The sequence below is a fragment of the Streptomyces tirandamycinicus genome (assembly GCF_003097515.1).
GTDB classification, from domain to species: domain Bacteria; phylum Actinomycetota; class Actinomycetes; order Streptomycetales; family Streptomycetaceae; genus Streptomyces; species Streptomyces tirandamycinicus.
In genome coordinates this window covers 3455354-3481074 of sequence record NZ_CP029188.1, presented here as the reverse complement: position 1 = coordinate 3481074, position 25721 = coordinate 3455354, and the positions used below count along the sequence as shown (strand labels likewise).

Below are 25721 nucleotides of genomic sequence, written 5' to 3'. Positions count from 1 at the left end.
GTCCCGTGCCCCGCTCGAGCGGGCCGGGCCGGGTGGCCGGTCCCGCTCACGGAAGCGGTCACGGCGCCGGCGGGACGTCCGCGTACCGCTGGATCCAGGCGTGCATGGCGATCGCCGCCGCCGCACCGGCGTTGATCGACCGGGTGGAGCCGAACTGGGCGATCGAGCACACCATGGCGGCGTGCCTGCGCGCCTCCTCGGTGAGTCCGGGCCCTTCCTGGCCGAAGAGGAGCACGCAGCGCCTCGGGAGCACGGTCCGCTCCAGGGGGACCGCGCCCGGCAGATTGTCGATGCCGATGATCGGCAGTTCCTCGGCGGCCGCCCAGGCGGTCAGCACTCCGGTGTCGGGGTGGTGGCGCACATGCTGGTAGCGGTCGGTGACCATGGCACCGCGGCGGTTCCAGCGCCGCCGCCCCACGATGTGGATCTCCTTGGCCAGGAACGCGTTGGCGGTCCTGACCACGGAGCCGATGTTGAAGTCATGGCCCCAGTTCTCCACGGCCACGTGGAAGTCGTGCCGCCGGGTGTCCAGGTCGGCGACGATCGCCTCCCGCGTCCAGTAGCGGTAGCGGTCGGCCACATTGCGCCGGTCCCCGTGGGCGAGCAGCTCGGGATCGTACGGCGCCCCCTGAGGCCACGGAGCCGGATGGGGACCGACGCCCACCTCCGGACCGTAGCCGTCGTCGTACTGAACGGGTTCCTGGGTCTCGGTGCTCACCCGACGAGGGTACGGCCGGCCCGCTCCCCGGGCGTAGCGCGCTGCTCGGGGATCCGTACGGGCCGCCGCAGGACCCGGTCCCGGGCACCCGCCACCCGGCCGCCGAGCCGGCGCAGGAAGGACGTGGGCAGGAAGACCGCGTCGGCGGCGATCATCGCAAGGGAGAAGAAGGGCAGACCGAGCAGGAGGGCAATGCCCGCGTGCTCCAGCATCATCGCCGCCAGCAGGACGTTCTTGACCTTCCGGTTGAACAGCGTGAAGGGGAAGGCGACCTGCACCATCACCGTGCCGTAGCTCAGCACCATCACGATCAGCCCGCTGCCGGCGAGGAGGTCGGAGAGCGCGGGCCAGGGCGTGAAGTAGTCGAGCTTGAGCGGGTAGTACAGCGCGCTGCCGTCCTGCCACCGGGAACCCTGGATCTTGTACCAGCCCGCCGTGGCGTAGATCAGGCAGACCTCCGCCATGATCACGACGAGTGCGGCGTTGTGGGTCAGGTTGGCGACGACGTCGAGAAGGGTGCGGGGCTCGCTGCCCGGCGCCCAGCGGTTCACCGCCCACCACACGCCCTGGGACGCCCACAGCGTCCAGAGCAGCAGGGCCAGCCACCACTCCCCACCGGTCCGGTGGGTGAGCGTCCCGACGAGGAGGAGCAGGCCGAGCACCGCCCAGAGCACCGGTCCCCAGCGGTCCGCCGGCCCGTCCCCCGGCGTCTGCCGCCGCGCCCGCCGGGCATCCAGGGACCAGACCTGGCCGCAGCGGGTGAACACCAGATAGATCGCCATCAGGTGGATCACGTTGTCGCCGCCGTCGCCCATGAAGATGGACCGGTTCTGCAGCGACAGCACGCCGACCATGAAGACCACCGACATGGTGCGGGTGCGCCAGCCGAGCAGCAGCAGCACTCCGGCCAGCACCGCGACGGCGTACACGGCCTCGAACCAGGCGGCGCTGTCCGACCACAGCAGTACGGTGAAGGCGCGGTTCTCGGCGATCAGCTGCTGGGCCATGTCCCAGCCCCAGGGACCGTCCGGACCGTACAGCTCCCGGCGGTGCGGGAACTCCCGCAGCAGGAAGAGCAGCCAGGTCAGGGAGAAGCCGATGCGGACGATCGCGCTCTGGTACGGGCCGAGGGCCGTCGAGGTCACCCGCTGGACGGCGCCGGCGAGCCTGCGGTCGAGGGGCTGGGTCACCGGTCGGCCTCCTCGTCGCCCGCCCCGCCCGCGGCACCGTTGCGCACGTCGAGCGGGAGATCGGCGGAGGTCACGGTCCACCAGGGGAGCACCCGGTAGTACGGGCGGGTGTCGATCTTCTCGCGGCTCCACACCGGCGCCTTGACGGACCGGGTGGCGGAGCGGAGCTGGATGCGCTCGACGCGTCCGCCGAGGTCGTGGCGGTCCAGGCGGGTCATGACGATACGGCGGACATAGCGCTCGGACAGCTGGCCGCGCAGGCCGTTGGGCTTGTTGTCGTCGGTGTGGGAGTTGACGTAGAAGTCCCAGCCCCGGCGGAGTTCGTTCTGGTGCACATGGCTGGGGAGCAGGTTGCCGCGAATGGCCTCGCCGTCCTCGGCGGAGAGGTCGATCCAGTCGCTCGTCCGGCGGGTGCCGTCACGTTCGGTGAGCTCGGCACGCGCCTGGACCGCGATGTTCTGCTGGAGCGGGTTGGGCGCGAAGAGCTTCCAGTTCTGCTCGAACTCGGGGTAGACCCACTCGTCGACCCCCTTGCCGTGCTGCTTGGTCACCGTGTTCGACGGCGCGACGTGCAGGAACACCATGGCCACGTGGACACAGGCGAAGACGGCGACGAGACCGAGGGCGACCGCCGCGACGATCTGGTACGGGAGGGAGAGGGCGGCGATCCCGCCGGCCGGGTGCTGCCGGTGCGGCGCGTCCTTCGCGACACCGGCACCGGCACTGGCACTGGCACTGGCACCGGCACTGGCACTGGCACTGGCAGGGCCGTACGGGTGGACCGCGAGGGCGGTTCCGCCCGGCTCACCGGCCGCGTCCTTCCCTGCCGTCGCTCGGCGTGCGTCCGGGCCGCGCGAGCCGTCAGGGCGAGAAGGGCCGTCCGGGCCGGCAGGGCCGTCAGGGCGAGAAGGGCCGTCCGGGCCGGCAGGGCCGTCCGGGCCGGCAGGGCCGTCAGGGCCGTGCGCATCGCGTATCCCGCCCGGGGCGGCGGGCGGAGCCGCCTCGGCGCGCGCGGCGCCGTCGCCGTCGTACGAGTCCATCCCGCCCCGATCCCCATCGGTCCACTGGTCCACCGCGGTTATCCACAGGGTTGACACCTTACGGCCCGCCGACTCACCATTGAAGTCATTCAACCGAACGATCGGTCGGTAGGGGGCCCGATGACGGCAGTGACAGCAGGGACGGCTGCGGCTTCGACGCACCAGGCGCGGTTCGACGCTGCCGTGGCCGCCGACGAGCGCATCGAGCCGCGTGACTGGATGCCCGACGACTACCGCGCCTCGCTGGTCCGCCAGATGGCGCAGCACGCGCACTCCGAGATCATCGGCATGCAGCCCGAGGCTAACTGGATCACCCGCGCGCCCTCGCTGCGCCGCAAGGCCATCCTCATGGCCAAGGTCCAGGACGAGGCCGGCCACGGCCTGTACCTCTACAGCGCGACGGAGACACTCGGCGCGAGCCGCGACGACCTGCTCGACAAGCTCCACTCGGGCCGCCAGAAGTACTCGTCGATCTTCAACTACCCGACGCTGACCTGGGCCGATGTCGGTGCGATCGGCTGGCTGGTCGACGGCGCCGCCATCACCAACCAGGTCCCGCTGTGCCGCTGCTCCTACGGTCCCTACGCCCGTGCGATGGTCCGGATCTGCAAGGAGGAGTCCTTCCACCAGCGCCAGGGATACGAGCTGCTGCTGGCCCTGTCCCAGGGCACGCCCGCCCAGCACGAGATGGCCCAGGACGCGGTGGACCGCTGGTGGTGGCCGTCCCTGATGATGTTCGGCCCCCCGGACGACGCATCGGCCCATTCCGCGCAGTCCATGGCCTGGAAGATCAAGCGGCACTCCAACGACGAGCTGCGCCAGCGGTTCGTCGACATCTGCGTCCCGCAGGCGGAGGCCCTCGGCCTCACCCTGCCGGACCCCGACCTGCGCTGGAACGAGGAGCGCGGTCACCACGACTTCGGCGCCATCGACTGGGACGAGTTCTGGCAGGTCCTCAAGGGCAATGGGCCGTGCAACGAGCAGCGGATCCGCCAGCGCCGCAGAGCCCACGAAGAAGGCTCCTGGGTGCGCGAGGCGGCCGCGGCGTACGCCGCCAAGGCATCCGGCGGCACTGCCGGGGCCCCGCACGCCCCGCACGGGACGACAGCGCCGGACGGATCGGGCACCGAGTCCGACGAAACACAGGTGGAGGCGACGGCATGAGCAGCTCCAAGGACTGGCCGCTGTGGGAGGTCTTCGTGCGCTCGCGCCGCGGACTGTCCCACACCCACGCGGGCAGCCTGCACGCGCCTGACGCCGAGATGGCCTTGCGCAACGCCCGTGATCTCTACACCCGGCGCAACGAGGGCGTGTCGATCTGGGTGGTCCCGTCCACGGCCGTCACCGCCTCCTCGCCCGACGAGAAGGACCCCTTCTTCGAGCCCTCCGCCGACAAGCCCTACCGCCACCCGACCTTCTACGACATTCCGGAAGGGGTGAAGCACCTGTGACCGCCGCACTCGCCCTGGGCGACGACGCGCTGGTGCTCTCGCACCGGCTGGGGGAGTGGGCCGGGCACGCCCCCGTACTGGAGGAAGAGGTCGCCCTCGCCAATATCGCGCTGGACCTGCTGGGCCAGGCCCGGACGCTGCTCTCCCTCGTCGGCGACGAGGACGAACTGGCGTATCTGCGTGAGGAGCGCGCCTTCCGGAACCTCCAGCTGGTGGAGCAGCCGAACGGCGACTTCGCGCACACCATCGCTCGCCAGCTCTACTTCTCCACCTACCAGCGGCTGCTGTACGGGCAACTGGCGTCGGGGGACGGCGAGTTCGCGGCGCTCGCCGCCAAGGCCGTCAAGGAGGTCGCGTACCACCAGGACCACGCCGAGCAGTGGACGCTGCGACTGGGCGACGGGACCACCGAGAGCCATGAGCGGATGCAGCGTGCCTGCGATGCCCTGTGGCGGTTCACCGGCGAGATGTTCCAGCCCGTCGAGGGTCTCGACGTGGACCGGGAGGCGCTGCGATCGGCCTGGCTGGATTCGGTCACGAGCGTGCTGAAGCGGGCGACTCTGACCGTGCCGGAGACCGCGGACACCGGTGCCTGGTCCGCCGGCGCCGGGCGGCAGGGCCTGCACACGGAGACGTTCGGGCGGATGCTGGCCGAGATGCAGCATCTGCACCGGAGCCACCCGGGGGCGTCATGGTGACCGGGACCGATACCGCCCTCGAGGCGGAGCTGCGCCGGCTGGCCGGGTCCGTCCCCGACCCCGAGCTGCCCGTGCTGACTTTGGAGGAGCTCGGAGTCCTCCGCGGGGTGCAGGTGCTCGGCCCGGGCAGGGTCGAGGTCGAGCTGACCCCGACCTACACCGGCTGTCCCGCCATCGAGGCGATGACCGCCGACATCGAGCGGGTACTGCACGAGCACGGCATGGCCGAGGTGTCGGTCGTCAAGGTGCTCTCCCCCGCCTGGTCGACCGACGACATCAGCGCGGACGGCAGGCGCAAGCTGGCGGAATTCGGGATAGCGCCGCCGCGGCCGAGTGACGTGGACGGTCCGGTTCCCCTCACGCTCACGGTGCGCTGCCCGCAGTGCGGGTCCACCGACACCGAACTGCTGAGCCGCTTCTCCTCCACCGCGTGCAAGGCACTGCGCCGCTGCGTCACCTGCCGCGAACCGTTCGACCACTTCAAGGAGTTGTAGATGTTCCATCCGCTCCGGGTCAGCGAGGTCGAGCGGCTGACGGACGATTCCGTGGCCGTCACCCTCACGGTGCCCGACGAGCTCCGTGAGGCGTTCCGTCACACACCGGGCCAGCACATCGCCGTGCGCCGTACGGGGGCGCACGGCGAGGAGATCCGCCGCACCTACTCGATCTGCTCCCCGGCCGTCCCGGTCGGGGAGGAGGGCGTACTGCGGGTGGGCATCAGGCTGGTCGACGGCGGCGAGTTCTCGAGCTACGCCCTCAAGGAACTGTCGGCCGGCGACACGCTCGAGGTCATGCGGCCGACCGGCCGGTTCGTCCTGCAGCCCCGCGCCGGGCACTTCGCGGCCGTGGTCGGCGGAAGCGGCATCACCCCGATGCTGTCGATCGCGGGGACGCTGCTGGCGAGCGAGCCGAAGGCCCGGTTCTGTCTGGTCCGCAGCGACCGTACGGCTGCCTCGACGATGTTCCTGGAGGAGGTGGCCGACCTCAAGGACCGCTATCCGGACCGCTTTCAGCTGGTGACGGTGCTGTCCCGGGAGGAGCAGCAGACGGGGCTGCCTTCGGGCCGGCTCGACCAGGAGCGGCTGACGGCTCTGCTCCCGGTGCTGCTCGACGTTCCGGAGGTGGACGGCTGGTTCCTGTGCGGGCCGTACGGGCTGGTGCAGGGCGCCGAACGGGCCCTGCGGGGGCTGGGTGTCGAGCGTGGCCGTATCCACGAGGAGGTCTTCCATGTCGACGACGTGCCCGCTCCGGCCCCGGTGGCGGCGCCCGCGCACAGCAGGCTGACGGCGACACTGGACGGCCGCTCCGGTTCCTGGCCCGTGGCGGAGGGCGAGTCGCTGCTGGACACGGTGCTGCGCGCCCGCTCGGACGCCCCGTACGCCTGCAAGGGCGGAGTGTGCGGGACGTGCAGGGCGTTCGTGGTGTCGGGCGAGGTCCGGATGGATCGGAACTTCGCCCTGGAGCAGGAGGAGACGGAAACCGGCTATGTGCTGGCCTGCCAGTCGCATCCGCTCACCTCGGAAGTAGAGCTGGACTTCGACCGCTGACGCCCCATTCCCTTCCCCGGGCACCTGCCCTATCTTGACGATCCGTCAGATGACCGGTGCGGAGCACCGGAGGACGGACGACGGGACCGTCGGGCCGATCCGGTGCACGGGAGGGACTGGGCTGTGGACTTCACTTTCACCGAGGAGCAGCAAGCGGCCGCCGAAGCGGCCAGGGCGGTCTTCTCGGGCGTAGTGCCCGACGCGGTACCGAGCCCCGCCCTCACCGCCGGTGCCGTGGCGGACGACATCGATCGGGCACTCTGGGCCAGGCTGGCCACCGCCGACCTGCTGAGCCTCGTCCTCGGCCCCGAGCACGGCGGTGCCGGCCTGGACCCCGTCGCGCTCTGCCTGGTGCTCCGGGAATCGGCGAAGGTACTGGCACGGGTACCGCTGCTGGAGACAGGAGCGGTCGCAGCGGCCGTTCGGCGCTTCGGCGGCTCCGAGTGCGCCTCCCGGCTGCTGCCGCGGGTCGGCCGTGGTGAGGCCGTCCTGACGGCAGCCACCGGTGGACGCACCGGACACGACCCGGCCGAGCTCGCCGTCACCGCCCGCCGTGCCCCGGGCGACGCCGCCTGGCTCCTCGACGGTGTCCAGACCGCCGTGCCGTGGGCGCAGTGCGCGGACCTGATCGCCGTGCCCGGGCACGCCGAGGACGGCCGCGCCGTGATCGCTCTCGTCCCCCGGAACCGGGACGGGCTGTCACTGGCCGGGCAGATCTCCACCAACGGAGAGCTCCTCGCCGAGGTCCGGCTCGATGGCGTGCGGATCGACGACGGCGATGTGATCGGCACCGAGGGCTCGTGGGACTGGCTTCGCGATCTGCTCACCACCGGCACCTGCGCGCTGGCCCTCGGCCTCGGCGAACGCGTGCTGTCCATGACCAGCGAGTACACCGGGAAGCGTGAGCAGTTCGGCTTCCCCATCGCCACCTTCCAGGCCGTGGCCGTACAGGCCGCCGACCGGTACATCGATCTGCGTGCGATGGAGGCGACCCTCTGGCAGGCGGCGTGGCGGCTCGGTGCCCCCGCCGGCCGGAACAGCTCGGTGGGCGGGCCCCTGCCCGTGTCCGGTGATGTGGCGGTGGCGAAGATCTGGGCGTCCGAGGGAGTGCGCAGGGTCGTCCAGACCGCACAGCATCTGCACGGGGGCTTCGGCGCGGACACCGACTACGCGCTGCACCGGTACCACGCGTGGGCCAAGCACCTGGAGCTGTCCCTCGGTCCGGCCGCGGCTCACGAGGAGGCCCTGGGAGAGCTGCTCGCGGCGCACCCGCTCGGCTGACGGCACGGAACCCGCTCGAAGCCACGTGGGTCTCCCCGGGCTGAGAGACCAGGCAGGGACAGGGGCGCCGGGGTGCGGTGCGCACCCCGGCGCCCCCGTCAGGTGAGCATCCGCGTCCTCGCTCCGCGAGGAACGCGTCGCCGGGCAGTGGCCGGTGACCTGGCGGGCCTCCAGTGGCACCGGCCGCGACCTCAACTCCTCGCGCCTGAAAACCGGGCAGCGCCGCCGGGGTCGGACCGGGCCGGGGCGACGACGCCGATCGCCGGCTCGACGAGCGGCTGCTGCTGTCCGGCCCCGATCGAGTTCACGCCTGCGCTGCGTCACTCCGGATGTCACCGCTCACACCGGCAGCAGGGCAGAGAGGGCTCCGCGCCTGCGCCGCCCGGCGGGACAGGCGTGCTCAGGACGGACGCCCGAGGTGTCTACGAAGGTCGGGAACCGGGCGAGCACCGCCCGGCGCAGCGGGGGCCGCCTCGCGGCGGAACAACGCGGTCCACAGAAACGGCGCGCCGAAGAGTGGCGACTCGGGCGGCTCCTCCCGCATGCGGCGCACTTCGACCTCCACCATGTCGGAGAAGATCCAGCGCAGCGATTCTGGCGTGTAGGCGAGGCCGCCCCGCAACTCGCGTGCACGGTAGAGGTCCGCATCGCCGAGCTCCGATCCCATTCCCCCTTCGCCGGCGGCGAAGCCGGTGAGCGCGAGATGGCCGCCGGAGGCCAGGACGCGGTCGAGAAGGGCCAGATAGCTGACGCGGCGGTGCGGCGGCAGGTGGTGGAAACATCCGGAGTCGACGACCAGGTCGTACGGGCCGCTCAACTCGGTGGCGGGGAAAGCGAAAGCGTCACCGCAGAGGAAGCGGATGTCGGCCCCGGCCTCGTGGGCACGGTCCTCGGCCCAGGCGACGGCGACCGGGGAGAGATCGACGGCGTCCACCTCGAAGCCGTTCGCGGCGAGGTACAGGGCATTGCGGCCCGCCCCGCACCCCAGGTCCAGGGCCCGGCCGGGAGCGATCGTGCCCTGGTCGAGGTAGCCGGCCAGGCTCTCGTCCGGCTTCGCCACGAAGAAGGGGACCTGCCGTGACCGGTCGGCGTAGAAGCGGTCCCAGAAGTCCTTGCCGTCGCCGGTCGCCAGACAGCCGGCCTTGTGTTCAGAGGTGAAGAGCCCGTCCAGCAGGGAGAGAAGATCCTCGACGGTGCGTGTGGTCCGGTCCATCCGGCCCCCTTTCGACCGAGAGCGATCGTAGAAGCCGGAGGGATGAAAGACCAGGTCAGACGGCGCCCAGCGGCGGCCGGAGCGGGCTGCTGCGGCTTTCGGAGAAGGCTGAGAAGGATCCCACTCCAGACCCCGTCCCCGTGCCCGCCCAGTCGCCCCTCCGGGGCGGGCACGGGCCTTCCCCGGTGACGCCCGCGCCGACTTTCGAAGGAACTCGGCAGCGCTCCCGGACGGGGAGGGAGTGCCTCCGGTGGGACGCCGGCGCGCCTACCGGACGGCTCTGCCCAGTCGCGTCCCCAACCTCACAGGGCGATACAGCTAGAGCACGAAAGCAGGGTTGCCGTCGTCCGTGACCATCGGGCGCCCGGCGGCGTCCCAGGCCTGCATCCCTCCGTCGATGTTCACGGCGTCGATGCCCTGCTGCACCAGGTACTGGGTGACCTGGGCGGACCGGCCGCCCACGCGGCACATCACATAGGCGCGGCGGCCGTCGGCCACGGCCTCGGTGACCTCGCCGAAGCGGGCCACGAACTCGCTGATCGGGACGTGCAGCGCGCCCTCGACATGGCCGGCCGCCCACTCGTCGTCCTCCCGGACGTCGAGCACCAGGCCGCCGGCGGGCACGGAAGCGGCGTCCACCGAGGGCAGCGGGGCGAAGTTCATGTTCTGGCCTTTCTCGTACCTGGGCTCAAACCTGGCTCGTACCTGGGCTCGTACCGGCTCGCGCCCGCCTCACGTCCGGGTGCGCGGGCGAGTGGGGCGCCTCTCCGAAACCTACTGCACCAGCGCGGCCAGCTCGGACTCTCGCTCCGCGACCTGGGTCAGCAGCTGCTCCGCGATCTCGTCGAGCAGACGGTCGGGGTCGTCGGGCGCCATCCGCAGCATCGCGCCGATCGCGCTCTCCTCCAGGTCCTGCGCGACCACGGTCAGCAGTTCCTTGCGCCGCGCGAGCCACTCGAGGCGGGCGTACAGCTCCTCGGTCTCACCCAGTCGCGTCTCCTCCGGCGCCGGGCCCGCTTCCCACTCCCGGGTCAGCTCCCGCAGGAGTTCCTCGTCTCCCCGCCCGTACGCGGCGTTGACCCGGGTGATGAACGCCTCCCGGCGGGCGCGCTCCTCGTCCTCCTGGGCGAGGTCGGGGTGAGCCCTGCGGGCCAGCTCGCGGTAGAGCCTGCGGGCCTCGTCCGTGGGCCGCACCCGTTTGGGAGGCTGCACGGGGCGATCCGTGAGCATGGCCGCTGCCTCGGCGGACAGTCCCTCGGAGTCGATCCAGCCGTGGAAGAGCTCCTCGACACCGGGCATCGGCATCACCGCGGCCCGCGCCTCCCGGGCCTTGCGCAGGTCCTCGGGGTCGCCGCTGCGGGCCGCCCGGGCTTCGGCGATCAGCGCGTCGAGCTCGTCCAGACGCGAGTACATCGGGCCGAGCTTCTGGTGGTGCAGCCGGGAGAAGTTCTCCACCTCGACCCGGAAGGTCTCGACCGCGATCTCGAACTCGATCAGGGCCTGCTCCGCGGCGCGTACGGCCTTCTCCAGCCTGGCCGTGGCACGCACGGGCTCCTCAGGGGCGCCGTCACGTTTCCCATCCGCCCCGGGGCCATCCACGCCGGGCTCGTCCTGCGCCGTCCGAGCGCTCTGCGCATTCTGATCGTCCACGCGGTGGTCGTCCTGCTCGTCGTCGTTCCGGGTGGCCGGGCCCCCGGGAGCGTCCTGGGTCACCCGCCCAGCGTATGGCAGAGCACCGGCCGCTCAGGCGGGCGGACGCACAATGCGTCCGTCATACACCGAGCTCGGCGGCTATCCGGCCGCTGCGGACCGCGGCGACCAGGTCGGCGTGATCGGCCTCGGTTCTGTCTGCGTAGCGCACCGCGAAGCCGGCCACCGCGTCGTCCAGCTCCTCGCTCTTGCCGCAGTAGCCGGCGACCAGCCGTGGATCGACGCTGTGCGCGTGCGCCCTGGCCAGTAGCGCACCCGTCATACGGGCGTAGTCGTCCACCTCGTCGGCCGCGAGGGCGGCCGGATCCACACTGCCCTTCCGGTTGCGGAACTGCCGCACCTGGAAGGGCCGGCCCTCCACCGTCGTCCAGCCCAGCAGATTGTCGCTGACCACCTGCATCCGCTTCTGCCCCATCACCACCCGACGCCCCTCGTGCGGGACATCCGCGGTCTCGAAGCCCACCGCGGGCAGATGGGGCATCAGCACGGACGGGCGGGCCTCCTTCACCTGCAGGACGAGCGGCTCGCCCCGGTGGTCCAGCAGCAGCACCACGTACGATCGCGTCCCCACACTGCCGGTGCCGACGACCCGGAACGCCACATCGTGGATCGCATACCGCGCGAGCAGCGGCAGGCGGTCCTCCGAGATGGTCTCCAGATACCCGGCGAGTGAGGTGGCGACCGCCGCGGCCTCCGCGTCGGAGACCCGGCGCAGCACTGGCGGGGCGTCCACGAAGCGCCGGCCCCCGTCGTCGGACGCCTCGGTCGACTTGGCGGCGAAACGCGCGCTCGTGTTGTTCTTGGCCTTCTCCGAGACCCGCTCCAGAGTGCCGACCAGGTCACGCGCGTCGGCGTGCGAGACGAGTTCCTCGTCCGCGATGGCGTTCCACGCATCCAGTACCGGCAGCTTGGCCAGCAGCCGCATCGTGCGCCGGTACGAGCCGGCCACGTCGAACGCGGCCTTGCGGCAGAGGTCCTCGTCGGCGCCCGCCTCGCGGCCGGCGAGCACGAGGGAGGTGGCCAGCCGCTTGAGGTCCCACTCCCAGGGGCCGACGACCGTCTCGTCGAAGTCGTTGAGGTCGATGACGAGGCTGCCGCGCGCGTCACCGTACAGACCGAAGTTGGCGGCGTGCGCGTCGCCGCAGATCTGCGCCGCGATGCCCGTGACCGGCGTGCCCTCCAGATCGTGGGCCATCAGTCCGGCCGAGCCGCGCAGAAAGGCGAACGGGGCGGCCGCCATCCTGCCCACGCGGATCGGTGTGAGCTCGGGGACCCGGCCCCGGCTGGACTCCTCCACGGCCCGCACCGCATCGGGACGGCCCTCGGAAAGCACCATCGTGTCGTGGGAGGAACGCGGGACCTGCCGGCGCAGGGCCTTGCCGTCCCGCTTGGGGGAGTCCGGCACGCCGCCCGGCACCCGGCGGGCGAAGCCCGTGACCTCCGGTATGCGCGCCTCCTCCGGCACCGTCCGCCGGTACGCCACCGCTTCGGCCTCACTCATGGTGTGACCGCCTCCCCCGCTGTCGTTCAACATCAAGTGCCCATGACCGTACCGTCGGACAAGGTCGCCGTCTCCCCCTGTGGAAAACCGGCTCTCGACGTTCCAGCCCCGCCGGCCTCCGTGTGGATATCGGCACGGCCGGCTCCATGGCACCCCGAATATCCCGACTGTGCGGGCATTCGCGCACCGGGTACGTCACCGGACCCCGGACCCCAAACCCCGGACCCCGGACCCCGGACCCCGGACCCCGGATTCGACAGCCGCGCGCGCCGCGGCACGGCACGGGCTGCGGGCTGCGGGCTGGGGGGCTGGGGGCTGGGGAAAGCCGCCCGGGAAGGCCGGGATCCGGCGGCGGCCGTCCGTGCGAGGAGGCGCCAGGAGTCCGCGTTTCCTGCCGATTCCTGCCGATGTTCCACGTGAAACCTCGGCGGCGCCCCGGCGGGACCGAGGCATGGGACTGCCTGCGAAGTCCGCCCCGGGGGCCCGCCCCGGGTCTACAGCCCCGCGTCCCGCGCCATCAGCGCCGCCTGCACCCGGTTCTCGCAGTCGAGCTTGGCCAGGATCCGGCTCACATAGGTCTTCACCGTCGCCTCGCTCATGTGCAGCCGACGCCCGGCGTCCGCGTTGGACAGTCCTTCCCCCAGCAGCGCCAGCACCTCGCGCTCACGTGCGCTCAGCGCCGCGACCCTGGTCCTTGCCTCCTCGTCGCGCGTCCCGGACCGCCCCGAGGCCAGCCGCTCCACAACATGGCGCGTGGCGGCGGGCGAGAGATAGGCATCCCCGGCGGCCGCCGCCCGGACGGCCCTGATGAGCTCCGCCGGAGCGGTGTCCTTGAGGAGGAACCCCGCGCTGCCACGCTCCAGCGCCCGCAGCACGTTGTCCCTCTCGCCGAAGGTCGTGAGCACGATGACGCGTGCCGTAGGGACCGCGCGGCACAGCTCGGGCAGCGCGGTCAGCCCGTCCATAACCGGCATCTGGATGTCGAGCAGCACCACGTCCGCCCGGTGCGCCCGCGCCAGCTCGACGGCCTCACGGCCGTTGCCCCCTTCGGCCACGACCTCGATCCCCGGGTCCGAGGTGAGGATCATCCGGATTCCGGCCCGTATCAGCGGCTCGTCGTCGGCGACCACGACCCTGATCGGCGAACCGGCCACAGGCCCCCCTTTGCTGCTTTGAGCGCCCTGCCTAGCGCTTGACCTCGTAGGACTTCTTCTCGACCAGCTTGCCGTCCTTGAAGCAGAACCGGAACACCGGCTCCGACGCCAGGCTCTGACCCGGCTCGGAGGACATCAGCACCAGGCACCGTGAACCCTCCGGCTCCTTCGGTCCCTTGGCGTCCAGCCCCGCAGTGGCGATCGTGCCACCGCTCGGCAGCCGCTCCCGCACGGTCTTCTCCGCCGCTCCAACCTCGATCGCCTCGTACTCGGACGGCTCGATCATGCTCTTGTCGAGGGAGCCGACCAGGAAGAACACCCCCACGAGAACGGCGACCCCGAGCAGCACCACCGCGCCCAGCGCGATCCCGCATCCCAGGACGATCCCCCCGGATCTGCTGTGCCCGATGCTCCCGTGGGCCGCCCACTCCCTCTCCGGAAGGGTCCGGTGCACGGCCCAAGGGCCGTTCCCGGAAGGTGCTTCCGCCGGCCGCCGCCTTGGGCCGTCCGCCGCGTCGACGACCGGTGCTGCCTCCCCGGCGCCGTACGGCAGGACTCCGGCCACTCGGAAGCCGCCGTCCGCGACCGGACCGGCGTGCACCATGCCCCCGACCAGCCGGGCGCGCTCGTGCAGCCCGGTCAGTCCCTGCCCACCGCTGACCACTTCGCCGGTGGCGTGGGAGGCCGCCCCGTTGACGATCTCGACGACCAGGGAGTCCGGTTCCCACCGCAGGTCCACCGTGATCGGCGCACCGGGTGCGTGCTTGTAGGCATTGGTGAGGGCCTCCTGGACGATGCGATAGGCCGCGTGGTCGGCGGCCGCGGAGAGCGGCCTGGCCTCACCGGAGTACGTCAGCTCCGCCGCGTTCCCCGCGGCCCTGGACGCCTCGACGAGCGCCGCGACACCGGCCGTACCACGGGCGGCCCGGCCCGTCCCGTCCCCCGAGGCGGGCGCTGGCGCCTCCACCCCGTCCCTGAGGATCCCGACGACCTCGCGCAGCTCGTGCATGGCGGTCACCGACGCCTCCCGCAGCACCGCGACCACCTCGCGCTGGCGCGGCGTGAGTTCGCGGTCGACCTCCAGGGCTCCGGTGTGCACGGAGATGAGTGCCAGCCGGTGCCCGAGGCTGTCGTGCATGTCCTGCGCGATGCGCTGCCGCTCCCTCAGCCGGGCCTGGCCGGCGACCATGGCGCGCTCGCGCAGCAGCTGGCTGTTGCGTTCCCGCAGCGTGTGCAGAAGGGTGCGCCGCTGTGTCCAGTACCGGCTCGCCAGGCCGGGCACGACCGCCACCGCGAGGAAGGAGAGAGTGGTGAGCAGCACCAGGGGCAGTGCGGACGAGGCCGACCAGGTGTCGACGAGCGCGACGGCGACACAGAGCGCGTACGCACCGGCGAAGGCGGCCGCGGCCCGGCTCGCTCCGGTGATCCGGCGCCCGGCCGACCAGCCGGCGGCCATCATCAGCGGGAGGAAGGCGTTGCCGACCGGCGTCAGCGCGGCGGTCAGCGCCAGCACCGTCGCCGGCAGCCTCCGCCGCAACAGCGACAGGACGACGATCGCGACCGCCTCGGCCCCGATGACCGTCACGGACGCCCCCAGCAGCCGCCCCAGCCCCGCGGCCAGCGCGGCGAGCGTCAGCGCGGCGGTCGCCTCACCCGCGAACCTGCGCCGGGACCACTGCTCCGGGGGCGCCAGCCATCTACCGCCCGCCCGCACACCCGCCCATATCCTCGATGACGCGTCCACGACCGCACCCTAGGCAGCCACGGGCTCCACCACTGCCCACTTTCGTCGCGCTCCCGTACGACGAAGGGTGCGGAGGCCGAACGAAGGGCGCGGAAGCCGCACGACGGGTCGCGGTGACCGGGGACGCCCAGGGAAGACCAGGGACAGCCAGCAGAGACAAAGCACACAAGGAGCCCATCCGGGCTGATCGGGCCCACGAGGACCGTGGTGGCACGACTCAACGCGAAACGGGCCCCCACCAGGACTTTCGTCCGGTGAGAACCCGTTTCGTCGGTTTCTCTTGGTGCGCGAGGGGGGAGTTGAACCCCCACGCCCTTGCGGGCACTGGAACCTGAATCCAGCGCGTCTGCCTATTCCGCCACCCGCGCATTTGGGTGCTGCCGCCGTGTCTCTCACTCATTCGGTGCGAGCGCCTGGCGACATGCAGAAGATTAGCACGCTGCGGAGGGTGGATTCACATCCGTTGTTTCAGGGGGCTTCCGGCAGCGGAGGAGGACGGCGGACGCCTGCCGCGGCACGCTTCGTACCGCGATCGGGCCCGGCGGCGGCACAACGGCGGTCGCGCGCCGAGGCCACGTGACGGGTACCGGACCGGCCCTGGGAGCACGGGGACGGGTACCGGGACCGGCCGCGGTTCCGGTACCGGTTCCGGTACCCGGTGCCGGTTCTGGTGCCTGGTGCCGGTTCTGGTGCCTGGTGCCGGTTCTGGTGCCTGGTGCCGGTTCTGGTGCCTGGTGCCGGTTCTGGTGCCTGGTGCCGGTTCCGCGGCCGTCGTCCTCGGCGAAGCCCCGGGCAGGAGTTCCCCGGCAGAGTCGCGGCGCGGGCACCCTCGCGCCACCTCGCGGCACCTCGCGGCGTTGAGGGGACAGCGACGGCGGGAGCGCAGCAGCGGAGGAGCGGCGGAGGAGGAAGAGGAGGAAGAGTGAGCTCGGCCCCGGGGAAGAAGGAGGCCGGTCCCGGGGAAGGACGAACCACGATGAAGACGCAGGGCTGGAAGACGAGGACACGGACAACCGGAGAGGGACGGGCCAGGAAGCGCAGCGCGGCCGCCGGCACTCCTCCCGGGGTGCATCTCCCCCCGCTCCCCCGGGGCGCACCCCGGGTGCGGGACACTGGCAGGAGGCCGCCTCTACGATCCGTGTGAGAGGTGACACTCATCGACGGGGCAGACAAGGGGAACCAGCCGATTTCCCGACGCGTGGATACGATCAGTAAGCAGTACCAGGACGACACCGACGGAGGAGGTGCCCCATGGGAGTTCTGAAGCGTTTCGAGCAGCGGCTCGAAGGCCTGGTCAACGGCACCTTCGCCAAGGTCTTCAAGTCCGAGGTCCAGCCGGTCGAGATCGCGGGCGCCCTCCAGCGCGAGTGCGACAACAACGCGACCATCTGGAACCGGGACCGCACGGTCGTCCCCAACGACTTCATCGTGGAGCTGAGCGCGCCCGACTACGAGCGTCTCAGCCCCTACTCCGGCCAGCTCGGCGACGAGCTCTCCGGCCTGGTCCGGGACTACGCCAAGCAGCAGCGCTACACCTTCATGGGACCGATCAAGGTCCATCTGGAGAAGGCCGACGACCTCGACACCGGTCTGTACCGGGTGCGCAGCCGCACCCTCGCGTCGAGTACGTCACAGTCGCCCGACCACGCCTCCGCGGGCCCGGGAGCGGGTCACGCGGGCGCCGGGCAGGGGCCCCAGCGCGGCGGCTACGGCTACCCTCCTGCCGGTGCGCCTCCCATGCCGTCCGCCCCGCCGCCCGGCGGGGGCGGGCCCGGCCCGGGAGCAGCCCCCGGCGGGCGTCCGACGGGGTCCGGTCCGATGCCGGGCACCCAGGTGCGCCGCTGGATCGAGATCAACGGCACACGCCACCAGATCTCCCGCCCGACGATGGTGCTGGGCCGCAGCACCGACGCCGACGTGCGGATCGACGACCCCGGCGTCTCCCGCCGGCACTGCGAGATCCGGACCGGAACGCCCTCGACGATCCAGGATCTCGGGTCCACCAACGGCATCGTGGTGGACGGGCAGCACACCACCCGCGCTACGCTCCGCGACGGCTCGCGGATCGTCGTGGGCAGCACCACCATCGTTTACCGGCAAGCCGAAGGGTGAAGCGGGGGCAATGTCAGAGCTGACCCTGACGGTCATGCGGCTGGGTTTCCTGGCCGTTCTGTGGCTGTTCGTCATCGTGGCCGTCCAGGTCATCCGTAGCGACCTGTTCGGTACCCGCGTCACGCAGCGCGGCTCGCGCCGCAACGCCGACGCGCGGCCGCCGCAGGCCGCCCGCCAGCCCGCCGCGCCTCCGCAGCAGCGCCAGCGCAGGGGGGCGCCCACGAAGCTGGTCGTCACCGAGGGCTCCCTCACCGGCACCACGGTCGCGCTGCAGGGTCAGACGATCACGCTGGGCCGTGCGCACGACTCCACCATCGTGCTGGACGACGACTACGCCTCCAGCCGGCATGCCAGGATCTACCCGGACCGTGACGGCCAGTGGATCGTCGAGGACCTCGGGTCCACCAACGGCACCTATCTCGACCGGACCCGCCTCACCACCCCGACACCGATTCCGCCGGGCGCGCCGATCCGTATCGGCAAGACCGTCATCGAGCTGCGGAAGTAGTACGACAATGAGCGAGCGGAGCGAGCGAGCCGCGGCGGTCCGCACGGAGGACCCCGCAGCGGTCCCGGCGAGGGACCGGGGCAGGCTCCCGACCGGAGGGTGGGCAGTGTGGCTCGAGACCGGCTGTACCCCGAGGCAGCGTCGACAGGGCAGGTGCGCATGAGTCTGTCACTGCGCTTCGCCGCCGGATCGCACAAGGGCATGATCCGGGAGGGCAACGAGGACTCCGGCTACGCCGGCCCGCGTCTTCTCGCGATCGCCGACGGTATGGGCGGTCAGGCGGCGGGTGAGGTCGCCTCGTCGGAGGTCATCTCCACGCTGGTCCAGCTCGACGACGACATCCCCGGCTCGGACATCCTCACCTCGCTCGGGTCCGCCGTGCAGCGGGCGAACGAGCAGCTGCGCGTGATGGTCGAGGAGGACCCCCAGCTCGAGGGCATGGGCACCACGCTGACCGCGCTGCTGTGGACCGGACAGCGGCTCGGTCTGGTGCATGTCGGCGACTCCCGTGCGTACCTGCTCCGCGACGGCGTGCTGACCCAGATCACCCAGGACCACACCTGGGTGCAGCGGCTGGTCGACGAGGGCCGGATCACCGAGGAGGAGGCCACCACCCACCCGCAGCGGGCCCTGCTGATGCGCGCGCTGGGCAGCGGCGACCACGTGGAGCCCGATCTCTCCATCCGCGAGGTGCGGCCCGGCGACCGCTATCTGATCTGCTCCGACGGGCTGTCCGGGGTGGTGTCCCACCAGACGCTGGAGGACGCCCTCGCCAGCTACCAGGGCCCCCAGGAGACCGTGCAGGAGCTGATCCAGCTCGCCCTGCGCGGCGGAGGCCCCGACAACATCACCTGCATCGTCGCGGACGTGCTCGACACGGACACCGGCGACACCCTCGCCGGCGCCCTCAGCGACACCCCGGTCGTCGTCGGCGCGGTCGCCGAGAACCAGGCGCAGCTGGGCGACGGAGGGGCGATGCAGACCCCGGCTGGCCGCGCTTCCGGCCTCGGACGGTCCGCCCCGCCGCCCTCGGCAGGCGGGTTCGGTCCCCCCGGGAGCGGCGACGACGTCGGCTACGACGGGATGCCGCCGGAGGGCGGCTACGGCACTTACACGGACGAGGACTTCGTCAAGCCACGCCGCGGCCGGAAGTGGCTGAAGAGATCCTTCCTCATCGCTCTCGCGCTGGGAGTCGTCGGCGCCGGTGGATACGGCGGATACCGCTGGACGCAGACGCAGTACTACGTCGGCGCCAACGACGACCACGTCGCGCTGTACCGGGGCATCAGCCAGGACCTCGCCTGGGTCTCGCTCTCGAAGGTGGAGAAGGACCACCCCGAGATCGAACTCAAGTACCTGCCGCCCTACCAGCAGAAGCAGGTGAAGGAGACCATCACCGAGGGCAGCCTCGGCGATGCCCGCGACAAGATCCAGAAGCTCGGCGCCCAGGCCGCCGTGTGCAAGAAGGACGAGGAGCGCCGGGCCGCCGTGGACCGTGCCGCGAGCACGCCACCGGGCGAGGGCCAGGCCGGCGGAACGACCGGCACCAATCCCTCGACCCAGTCCGCCCAGACCAAGCCGACCGCAGCGTCTCCCTCTCCGGGCCCCACCCTCTCGGAGGAGGAGCAGAAGCTGGCCTCGAACTGCGGCAAGCAGTAAGCACCCGTAGGGGGGCCTTTCTCCACCATGAGCGTTGTCACCAACACCACCACCATCGGCGCGATCGACGCACCGAGCCGCCGCAACACCGAGCTCGTGCTGCTCGCCTTCGCCGTCGCGATCCCGGTGTTCGCGTACCTCAACGTGGGCCTCGCGCTCGACGGCGAGGTACCGTCCGGGATGCTCGGCTACGGGCTCGGCCTCGGGCTGATGGCGAGCGTCGCCCACATCGTGGTGCGGAAGTTCGCCCGGTACGCGGACCCGCTGCTGCTGCCCCTGGCGACGCTGCTCAACGGGCTGGGGCTGGTGCTGATCTGGCGGCTGGACCAGTCGCCGCGGCTGAACGCGCGTGCCGACTTCGCCCCGCAGGCGACGAACCAGCTCATGTACTCGGCGCTCGGCATCGCCCTGTTCGTCGGCGTCCTGATGATCCTGAAGGACCACCGGGTCCTCCAGCGCTTCACGTACATCTCGATGGCGGCGGCACTGGTCCTGCTGCTCCTGCCGCTCGTGCCGGGTCTCGGAGCCGACGTCTTCGGCGCGAAGATCTGGATCCGGGTGGGCGGGTTCTCCATCCAGCCCGGTGAGTTCGCGAAGATCGTGATCGCCGTCTTCTTCTCCGGCTATCTGATGGTGAAGAGGGACGCGCTCGCCCTGGCGAGCCGGCGGTTCATGGGCCTGTACCTGCCGCGCGGCCGCGACCTCGGCCCGATCCTCACGATCTGGGCGATGAGCCTGCTCATCCTGGTCTTCGAGAACGACCTCGGGACCTCGCTGCTGTTCTTCGGCATGTTCGTGGTCATGCTCTACGTGGCCACCGAGCGGACGAGCTGGATCGTCATGGGCCTGCTGATGTCGGCGGGCGGTGCCGTGGTCGTCGCGCAGTTCGCGAGCCATGTGCAGTCCCGCGTCGCCGCCTGGCTCGACCCCTTCGGGTGCCTGGAGACCGCGCCCGAGGGGTCCAACATGATCAACGCCTGCGACCAGATGACCCAGGTCCTGATGTCCTTCGGCGCCGGCGGCACCCTTGGCACCGGTCTCGGCCAGGGCAACTCCGACCTGATCAGCTTCGCCGCCAACTCCGACTTCATCTTCGCCACCGTCGGCGAGGAACTCGGCCTGACCGGCGTCATGGCGTTCCTGCTGCTGTACGGACTGATCATCGAGCGGGGCATCCGCACGGCCCTGGCCGCCCGCGACCCGTTCGGCAAGCTGTTCGCGGTCGGCCTGTCCGGCGCCTTCGCCCTCCAGGTCTTCGTCGTGGCCGGCGGAGTGATGGGACTCATCCCGCTGACCGGTATGACCATGCCGTTCCTCGCGGCCGGTGGCTCGTCCGTGATCGCCAACTGGGCCCTGATCGGCATCCTCATCCGTATCAGCGACACCGCGCGCCGCCCGGCGCCGGCTCCCGCCCCGTCCCCCGATGCCGAGATGACCCAGGTGGTCCGACCGTGAACAAGCCCCTGCGCCGCATCGCGCTCTTCTGCGGCATCCTGGTCCTCGCCCTGCTCATCCGGGACAACTGGCTCCAGTACGTCCGCGCGGACGAGCTCAACACGCACAAGCTCAACCGCCGGGTCCAGATCGAGCGCTACGCCTACGAGCGCGGCAACATCATCGTCGACGGCAAGCCCATCACCGGCTCGGTCGAGACCAAGGGCAGCGACTTCAAGTACAAGCGCACCTACACGAACGGCCCCATGTGGGCTCCGGTCACCGGCTTCGCCTCCCAGGCCTTCGACGCCAACCAGATCGAGAAGCTCGAGGACGGGATCCTTACCGGCAACGACGACCGGCTGTTCTTCGACAGCACGATGGCGATGTTCACGGGCGAGAAGAAGAAGGGCGGCGACGTCGTCACCACCCTGGACGGCAAGGCCCAGGAGGCCGCGTTCAAGGGCCTCGGCGACAAGAAGGGCGCCGTCGCGGCGATCGACCCGCAGACCGGGAGGATCCTGGCGCTGGCCTCGACGCCGTCGTACGACCCGTCGGTCTTCGCGGGCAACTCCCTCGAGGACTCGGAGAACCGCCAGAAGCTGCTCACCGACAAAGACAAGCCGATGGTGAACCGCGCGCTGCGCGAGACCTACCCGCCCGGCTCCACGTTCAAGGTCGTCACCGCGGCGGCCGCGCTGGAGAACGGCGTGGTCGAGGACATCGACGCGCCGACCGACACACCCGAGCCGTACATCATCCCGCTGTCGCGGACGCCGATGAAGAACTCGCACGGCAACTGCGAGAAGGCGAGCCTCAACGCGGCCATGGAGGTGTCCTGCAACTCCGTCTTCGCCAATCTCGGTGACAAGGTGTCCCGGGACAAGATGGTGGAGACGGCCCAGAAGTTCGGCTTCAACAACGCCGAGATCGACACCCCGGTCCGGGCCTCCGCTTCCGTCTACAACAAGACCATGGACCGCGGAGGCAACGCACTGTCCTCGATCGGCCAGTTCGACACGGCCGCCACGCCGCTGCAGATGGCCATGGTCACCGCGGCGATCGCCAACGACGGCAAGCTGATGAAGCCGTACATGATCGACCAGCTGCGGGCGCCGGACCTGGACGTCATCCAGACCTTCGAGCCGGAGGAGATGAGCCGCCCGGTCTCGCAGGAGAACGCGCAGCTCCTCCAGCAGATGATGGAGAACGTCGTCGACCAGGGCACCGGCACCAAGGCGCAGATCAAGGGCGTCACCGTCGGCGGCAAGACCGGTACCGCCCAGCACGGTGTCGGCAACAGCAAGCGCCCCTACGCCTGGTTCATCTCCTACGCCAAGACCGACAACGGTTCGCCGGTCGCGGTCGCCGTGGTCGTGGAGGACTCCAGCGGCATCGCGCGGGACGACATCAGCGGTGGCGGGCTGGCCGCTCCCATCGCGCGTGACGTGATGAAGGCGGTGCTCGACGGCAAGGAGTGACGGATGTCACTGACCTGGCCTCTTCCCGCCTCATACCCGCACAATGCGATACCGGTCGCGTATCAGGTCCCGGCCATGGGCGGATGATGAGCCCGGTGGCCGGTAGCGTATGCGCGAACAGCACACCGCCGGAGCACACACACGGGTGCGGTCGGGACTGACGGAGAGGGCTGGAACAGTTATGGAAGAGCCGCGTCGCCTCGGCGGCCGGTACGAGCTGGGCTCGGTGCTCGGCCGTGGTGGCATGGCCGAGGTCTACCTCGCCCACGACACCAGACTCGGTCGCACCGTTGCCGTGAAGACGCTGCGGGTCGACCTCGCCCGTGACCCGTCCTTCCAAGCCCGGTTCCGCCGTGAGGCCCAGTCGGCCGCCTCGCTGAATCACCCTGCGATCGTCGCCGTGTACGACACCGGCGAGGACTACGTGGACGGCGTCTCCATCCCGTACATCGTGATGGAGTACGTGGACGGCTCCACGCTCAGAGAGCTGCTGCACTCCGGACGGAAGCTGCTGCCCGAGCGCACGCTCGAGATGACCATCGGCATCCTCCAGGCCCTCGAGTACTCGCACCGCAACGGCATCGTGCACCGCGACATCAAGCCGGCGAACGTCATGCTGACGCGCACCGGCCAGGTCAAGGTGATGGACTTCGGCATCGCCCGCGCCATGGGCGACGCGGGCATGACCATGACCCAGACCGCGGCCGTGATCGGCACCGCCCAGTACCTCTCCCCGGAGCAGGCCAAGGGCGAGCAGGTGGACGCCCGGTCCGACCTGTACTCCACCGGCTGCCTGCTCTACGAGCTGCTGACGGTACGGCCGCCGTTCGTCGGGGACTCCCCCGTGGCGGTCGCCTACCAGCACGTCCGGGAGGAGCCGCAGGCGCCGAGCGTCTTCGACCCCGAGATCACGCCCGAGATGGACGCGATCGTCCTGAAGGCCCTGGTCAAGGACCCGGACTACCGCTACCAGTCCGCCGACGAGATGCGGGCCGACATCGAGGCGTGCCTCGACGGCCAGCCGGTCGCGGCGACGGCCGCGATGGGTGCCGTCGGCTACGGCGGCGCATACGGCTCGCAGCAGGGGCGCGGCGGCGAGCAGCCGACGGCCGCGATGCGCCAGTCGGACCCGGGCGGCCAGACGTCGATGCTGCCGCCCATGAATCCGGACGACGGCGGATTCGGCGGGTACGACGACCGCCCGGACCGCCGGCGCCAGAAGAAGTCCAACACCTCCACCATCCTGCTCGTCGTCGCGGGCATCCTGGTGCTTCTCGGCGCGATCCTGATCGGCAAGGCGGTGTTCGGGGAGAACGCCGGCGGCGGCAAGGTCGACGTGCCGAAACTGGTCGGCAAGACGTTCGAGGAGGCCAAGCAGCTCGGCGCGAACGCCAAGGTCGAGGTGGTCCAGTCCGACACGGCTCGCTGCGACCAGCCCAAGGGCAGCGTCTGCAGCCAGACGCCGGACAGCGGCCTGATGGACCAGGGCGACACCGTCCAGGTGGTCGTCTCCGAGGGGGCCCCGCTGGTCAAGGTCCCCGATGTCACGAAGGACTCCGAAGAGGACGCCGTCAAGGAGCTGAAGGACAAGGGCTTCGAGGTCGAGACCGAGTCGGTGGAGTCCGACCAGGAGGCCGGCACGGTGGTCGAGCAGGACCCCGAGGGCGGCACCCGGGTGGAGAAGGGCGAGACCGTCACCCTGAAGGTCGCCAAGCAGGCCACCAAGCCCGTGCCGGACGTGGTGGGCCAGCAGTTCGACCAGGCCAACCAGCAGCTGACGACCCTCGGGTACACGGTCGTGCGGCAGGACGTCGACGGCGCCGAGCCGGCGGGGCAGATCATCGCGCAGGACCCGACCGCGGGGTCCAGGGAGCCCAAGGGCATCACGATCACCCTGAAGGTCTCCAAGGGCCCGCAGACGCCGCAGGTCCAGATGCCCGAGGTACGCAACCGCACCGTGGGCGAAGCCAAGGCCATCCTGCAGCAGGCCGGCTACACCAACATCCAGGTGCAGGGCGACCAGAACGACAACGCCCGGGTGATCCAGCAGAGCCCGCAGCCCGGCACCCAGGGAGACCCCGCCCAGACCCAGGTCGTGCTGCTCGCCATCCCCGGCGGTGACGGGGACAACCGCGGAGGCGGCAACGGCGGGGGAGGCTTCATCGGCGGCCGCGACGACTAGTGCGCGTCAGGCAGGGTTTGCCCGTCGACGGGGCAGACGTCGCCTGACGCGGCACCAGGCCCCCGCCCACCGCGGCGCCCGCTCCACCGCGGGGTGGACGTCCCGTCAGACCGTGGAAGCCCCGGCACCCTTCGTCAGGTGCCGGGGCTTTCCGGTGTCCGGCGGGCGTCCCCGCGGCAGCCGGGACGCGTCTCGGGGCGCCCTCCGAGCCGCGCGGCCGGGGTCCCGAGGTCACGGGCGGCGAGAACCGCCTGCCACCTACCGCGAGCGGCCGCGGCGGGAACCCTCGTGTCGCGCAGCGACCAGGCCACGGGGCCGCGCAGCGCCGCCCTCCCCGGCGCCCCGCGATGGCGAGAACCGGGCCCCGCGGAGCCGCGCGTTCAGCGTGCCGCGCCCCCGGCGGCCTCCCTCACGACTGCCGCAGTTCCGCCGGCGGTGTGCGGTCCCGGTCGACCTTCTCCGTGCGCTCCAGCTCGCCCCACACGATGTAGCGGTAGTCCGAGGTGTAGATGGGCGTGCAGGTCGTCAGCGTGATGTAGCGGCCGGGCTTCGTCCTGCCCGACTCCTTCGGGACGGGCTGGAGCACGTCCACGTTGTACTTGGAGGTCTCCTTGAGGTCGTTGAAGACCTTGTAGACGTACCAGGTGTCGACGGTCTCGAAGACGATCGAGTCACCCGTCTTGATCTTGTGGATGTTGTGGAACCTGGCGCCGTGGCCGTCCCGGTGCGCGGCCAGCGTGAAGTTGCCCTGCTTGTCGGACGGCAGCGCCGACTTGATGGGGTCGACGTAGTAGCCCGCCACCCCGTGGTTGAGGGTCCTGGGATCGGTGCCCTCCCTGACCAGGATCTCGCCGTCGTCCATGGCGGGAACGTGCAGGAAGCCGATGCCGTCCTTGGTGTCCAGCGCGCCGGGCCCCCCGGCCCAGCGGTCGCGGACGCGCTCGCCCTGCTCCGCGGCCTCGCGGTCGGCGAGGACGTTCGTCCACCACAGCGAGTAGGCGACGAAGAGGGCCAGCACCAGCCCCGCGGTGATCAGCAGCTCGCCGAAGACACTGATGACGCCGGCGATCCGGCTGCGCGCACGTGCCACTGCACCTG

Annotated in this window: 22 protein-coding genes and 1 tRNA gene; 12 read left to right on the top strand and 11 right to left on the bottom strand. The window is 71.1% G+C overall.

Features of this window, described 5'->3' with window-relative positions; all coding sequences use genetic code 11:
* Positions 1-58: 58 nt before the first annotated feature.
* Genes DDW44_RS15400 through DDW44_RS15390 form a run of 3 tightly spaced genes read right to left on the bottom strand, consistent with a single transcriptional unit; the run spans position 59 to position 2948 of the window.
* Positions 59-718 carry a TrmH family RNA methyltransferase gene (locus DDW44_RS15400; protein ID WP_108906794.1) on the bottom strand — a complete coding sequence of 220 codons (660 nt, stop codon included), beginning with the start codon at positions 716-718 and terminating at the stop codon, positions 59-61.
* Entirely contained in the window at positions 715-1908 is a 1194-nt protein-coding gene (locus DDW44_RS15395; protein WP_108906793.1) for an HTTM domain-containing protein, read from the bottom strand. The genes DDW44_RS15400 and DDW44_RS15395 overlap by 4 nt, the downstream gene beginning before the upstream one ends.
* A complete protein-coding gene (locus tag DDW44_RS15390) occupies positions 1905-2948 on the bottom strand; it encodes a DUF5819 family protein (RefSeq protein ID WP_108906792.1) in 1044 nt (347 codons plus the stop codon). The genes DDW44_RS15395 and DDW44_RS15390 overlap by 4 nt, the downstream gene beginning before the upstream one ends.
* Positions 2949-3068: 120 nt before the next feature.
* Between DDW44_RS15390 and paaA the strand changes: the two genes are divergently transcribed.
* From paaA to DDW44_RS15360, 6 genes are all read left to right on the top strand, one after another.
* On the top strand, positions 3069-4112 hold the full coding sequence (gene paaA, locus DDW44_RS15385) for a 1,2-phenylacetyl-CoA epoxidase subunit PaaA (RefSeq protein ID WP_206307329.1): 1044 nt from the start codon (positions 3069-3071) through the stop codon (positions 4110-4112).
* The gene (gene paaB / locus DDW44_RS15380; protein WP_017948186.1) at positions 4109-4399 is read left to right on the top strand and encodes a 1,2-phenylacetyl-CoA epoxidase subunit PaaB; all 291 of its coding nucleotides are present in this window, start codon (positions 4109-4111) and stop codon (positions 4397-4399) included. The genes paaA and paaB overlap by 4 nt, the downstream gene beginning before the upstream one ends.
* On the top strand, positions 4396-5097 hold the full coding sequence (gene paaC / locus DDW44_RS15375) for a 1,2-phenylacetyl-CoA epoxidase subunit PaaC (protein WP_018890721.1): 702 nt from the start codon (positions 4396-4398) through the stop codon (positions 5095-5097). Before paaB ends, paaC begins: the two co-directional genes overlap by 4 nt.
* Positions 5091-5591, top strand: coding sequence for a 1,2-phenylacetyl-CoA epoxidase subunit PaaD (gene paaD / locus DDW44_RS15370; RefSeq protein WP_017948188.1), 501 nt, complete (start codon positions 5091-5093; stop codon positions 5589-5591). Before paaC ends, paaD begins: the two co-directional genes overlap by 7 nt.
* A complete protein-coding gene (locus tag DDW44_RS15365; protein ID WP_108906790.1) occupies positions 5592-6644 on the top strand; it encodes a 2Fe-2S iron-sulfur cluster-binding protein in 1053 nt (350 codons plus the stop codon).
* Positions 6645-6767: 123 nt separating this feature from the next.
* Entirely contained in the window at positions 6768-7925 is a 1158-nt protein-coding gene (locus DDW44_RS15360; protein WP_108906789.1) for an acyl-CoA dehydrogenase family protein, read from the top strand.
* 400 nt (positions 7926-8325) lie between these two features.
* Here the strand turns inward: DDW44_RS15360 and DDW44_RS15355 are convergent, their stop codons facing one another.
* From DDW44_RS15355 to DDW44_RS15325, 7 genes are all read right to left on the bottom strand, one after another.
* The gene (locus DDW44_RS15355) at positions 8326-9138 is read right to left on the bottom strand and encodes a class I SAM-dependent methyltransferase (RefSeq protein WP_108906788.1); all 813 of its coding nucleotides are present in this window, start codon (positions 9136-9138) and stop codon (positions 8326-8328) included.
* Positions 9139-9456: 318 nt separating this feature from the next.
* Positions 9457-9801: a rhodanese-like domain-containing protein gene (locus DDW44_RS15350; RefSeq protein ID WP_017948192.1), complete on the bottom strand. Its 345-nt coding sequence runs from the start codon at positions 9799-9801 to the stop codon at positions 9457-9459.
* Positions 9802-9912: 111 nt separating this feature from the next.
* Positions 9913-10851, bottom strand: a complete 939-nt coding sequence (locus tag DDW44_RS15345; protein WP_108906787.1) for a J domain-containing protein — start codon at positions 10849-10851, stop codon at positions 9913-9915.
* 58 nt (positions 10852-10909) lie between these two features.
* Positions 10910-12349, bottom strand: coding sequence for a DUF2252 domain-containing protein (locus DDW44_RS15340; protein ID WP_108906786.1), 1440 nt, complete (start codon positions 12347-12349; stop codon positions 10910-10912).
* 494 nt (positions 12350-12843) lie between these two features.
* A complete protein-coding gene (locus DDW44_RS15335) occupies positions 12844-13503 on the bottom strand; it encodes a response regulator (protein ID WP_108906785.1) in 660 nt (219 codons plus the stop codon).
* Between the two features lie 31 nt (positions 13504-13534).
* Positions 13535-15217: a sensor histidine kinase gene (locus DDW44_RS15330; RefSeq protein ID WP_108906784.1), complete on the bottom strand. Its 1683-nt coding sequence runs from the start codon at positions 15215-15217 to the stop codon at positions 13535-13537.
* Positions 15218-15528: 311 nt separating this feature from the next.
* Positions 15529-15615: transfer RNA gene (locus tag DDW44_RS15325), tRNA-Leu, on the bottom strand.
* A gap of 883 nt (positions 15616-16498) precedes the next feature.
* Here DDW44_RS15325 and DDW44_RS15320 point away from each other — a divergent pair.
* From DDW44_RS15320 to pknB, 6 genes are all read left to right on the top strand, one after another.
* Positions 16499-17359, top strand: a complete 861-nt coding sequence (locus tag DDW44_RS15320) for an FhaA domain-containing protein (RefSeq protein ID WP_018890713.1) — start codon at positions 16499-16501, stop codon at positions 17357-17359.
* Positions 17360-17369: 10 nt separating this feature from the next.
* Positions 17370-17867, top strand: coding sequence for an FHA domain-containing protein FhaB/FipA (locus DDW44_RS15315; RefSeq protein ID WP_017948198.1), 498 nt, complete (start codon positions 17370-17372; stop codon positions 17865-17867).
* A 159-nt stretch (positions 17868-18026) separates the two neighbouring features.
* Positions 18027-19526, top strand: coding sequence for a PP2C family protein-serine/threonine phosphatase (locus tag DDW44_RS15310; protein ID WP_018890712.1), 1500 nt, complete (start codon positions 18027-18029; stop codon positions 19524-19526).
* A 27-nt stretch (positions 19527-19553) separates the two neighbouring features.
* On the top strand, positions 19554-20981 hold the full coding sequence (locus DDW44_RS15305; RefSeq protein WP_108906783.1) for an FtsW/RodA/SpoVE family cell cycle protein: 1428 nt from the start codon (positions 19554-19556) through the stop codon (positions 20979-20981).
* A complete protein-coding gene (locus DDW44_RS15300) occupies positions 20978-22441 on the top strand; it encodes a peptidoglycan D,D-transpeptidase FtsI family protein (RefSeq protein WP_108906782.1) in 1464 nt (487 codons plus the stop codon). Before DDW44_RS15305 ends, DDW44_RS15300 begins: the two co-directional genes overlap by 4 nt.
* 181 nt (positions 22442-22622) lie before the next feature.
* Positions 22623-24623 (top strand): Stk1 family PASTA domain-containing Ser/Thr kinase, encoded by a 2001-nt coding sequence (pknB, locus tag DDW44_RS15295; RefSeq protein ID WP_018890711.1) that lies wholly within the window; start codon positions 22623-22625, stop codon positions 24621-24623.
* Positions 24624-25032: 409 nt separating this feature from the next.
* Here the strand turns inward: pknB and DDW44_RS15290 are convergent, their stop codons facing one another.
* Positions 25033-25713: a class E sortase gene (locus tag DDW44_RS15290; RefSeq protein ID WP_108906781.1), complete on the bottom strand. Its 681-nt coding sequence runs from the start codon at positions 25711-25713 to the stop codon at positions 25033-25035.
* Positions 25714-25721: the final 8 nt, after the last annotated feature.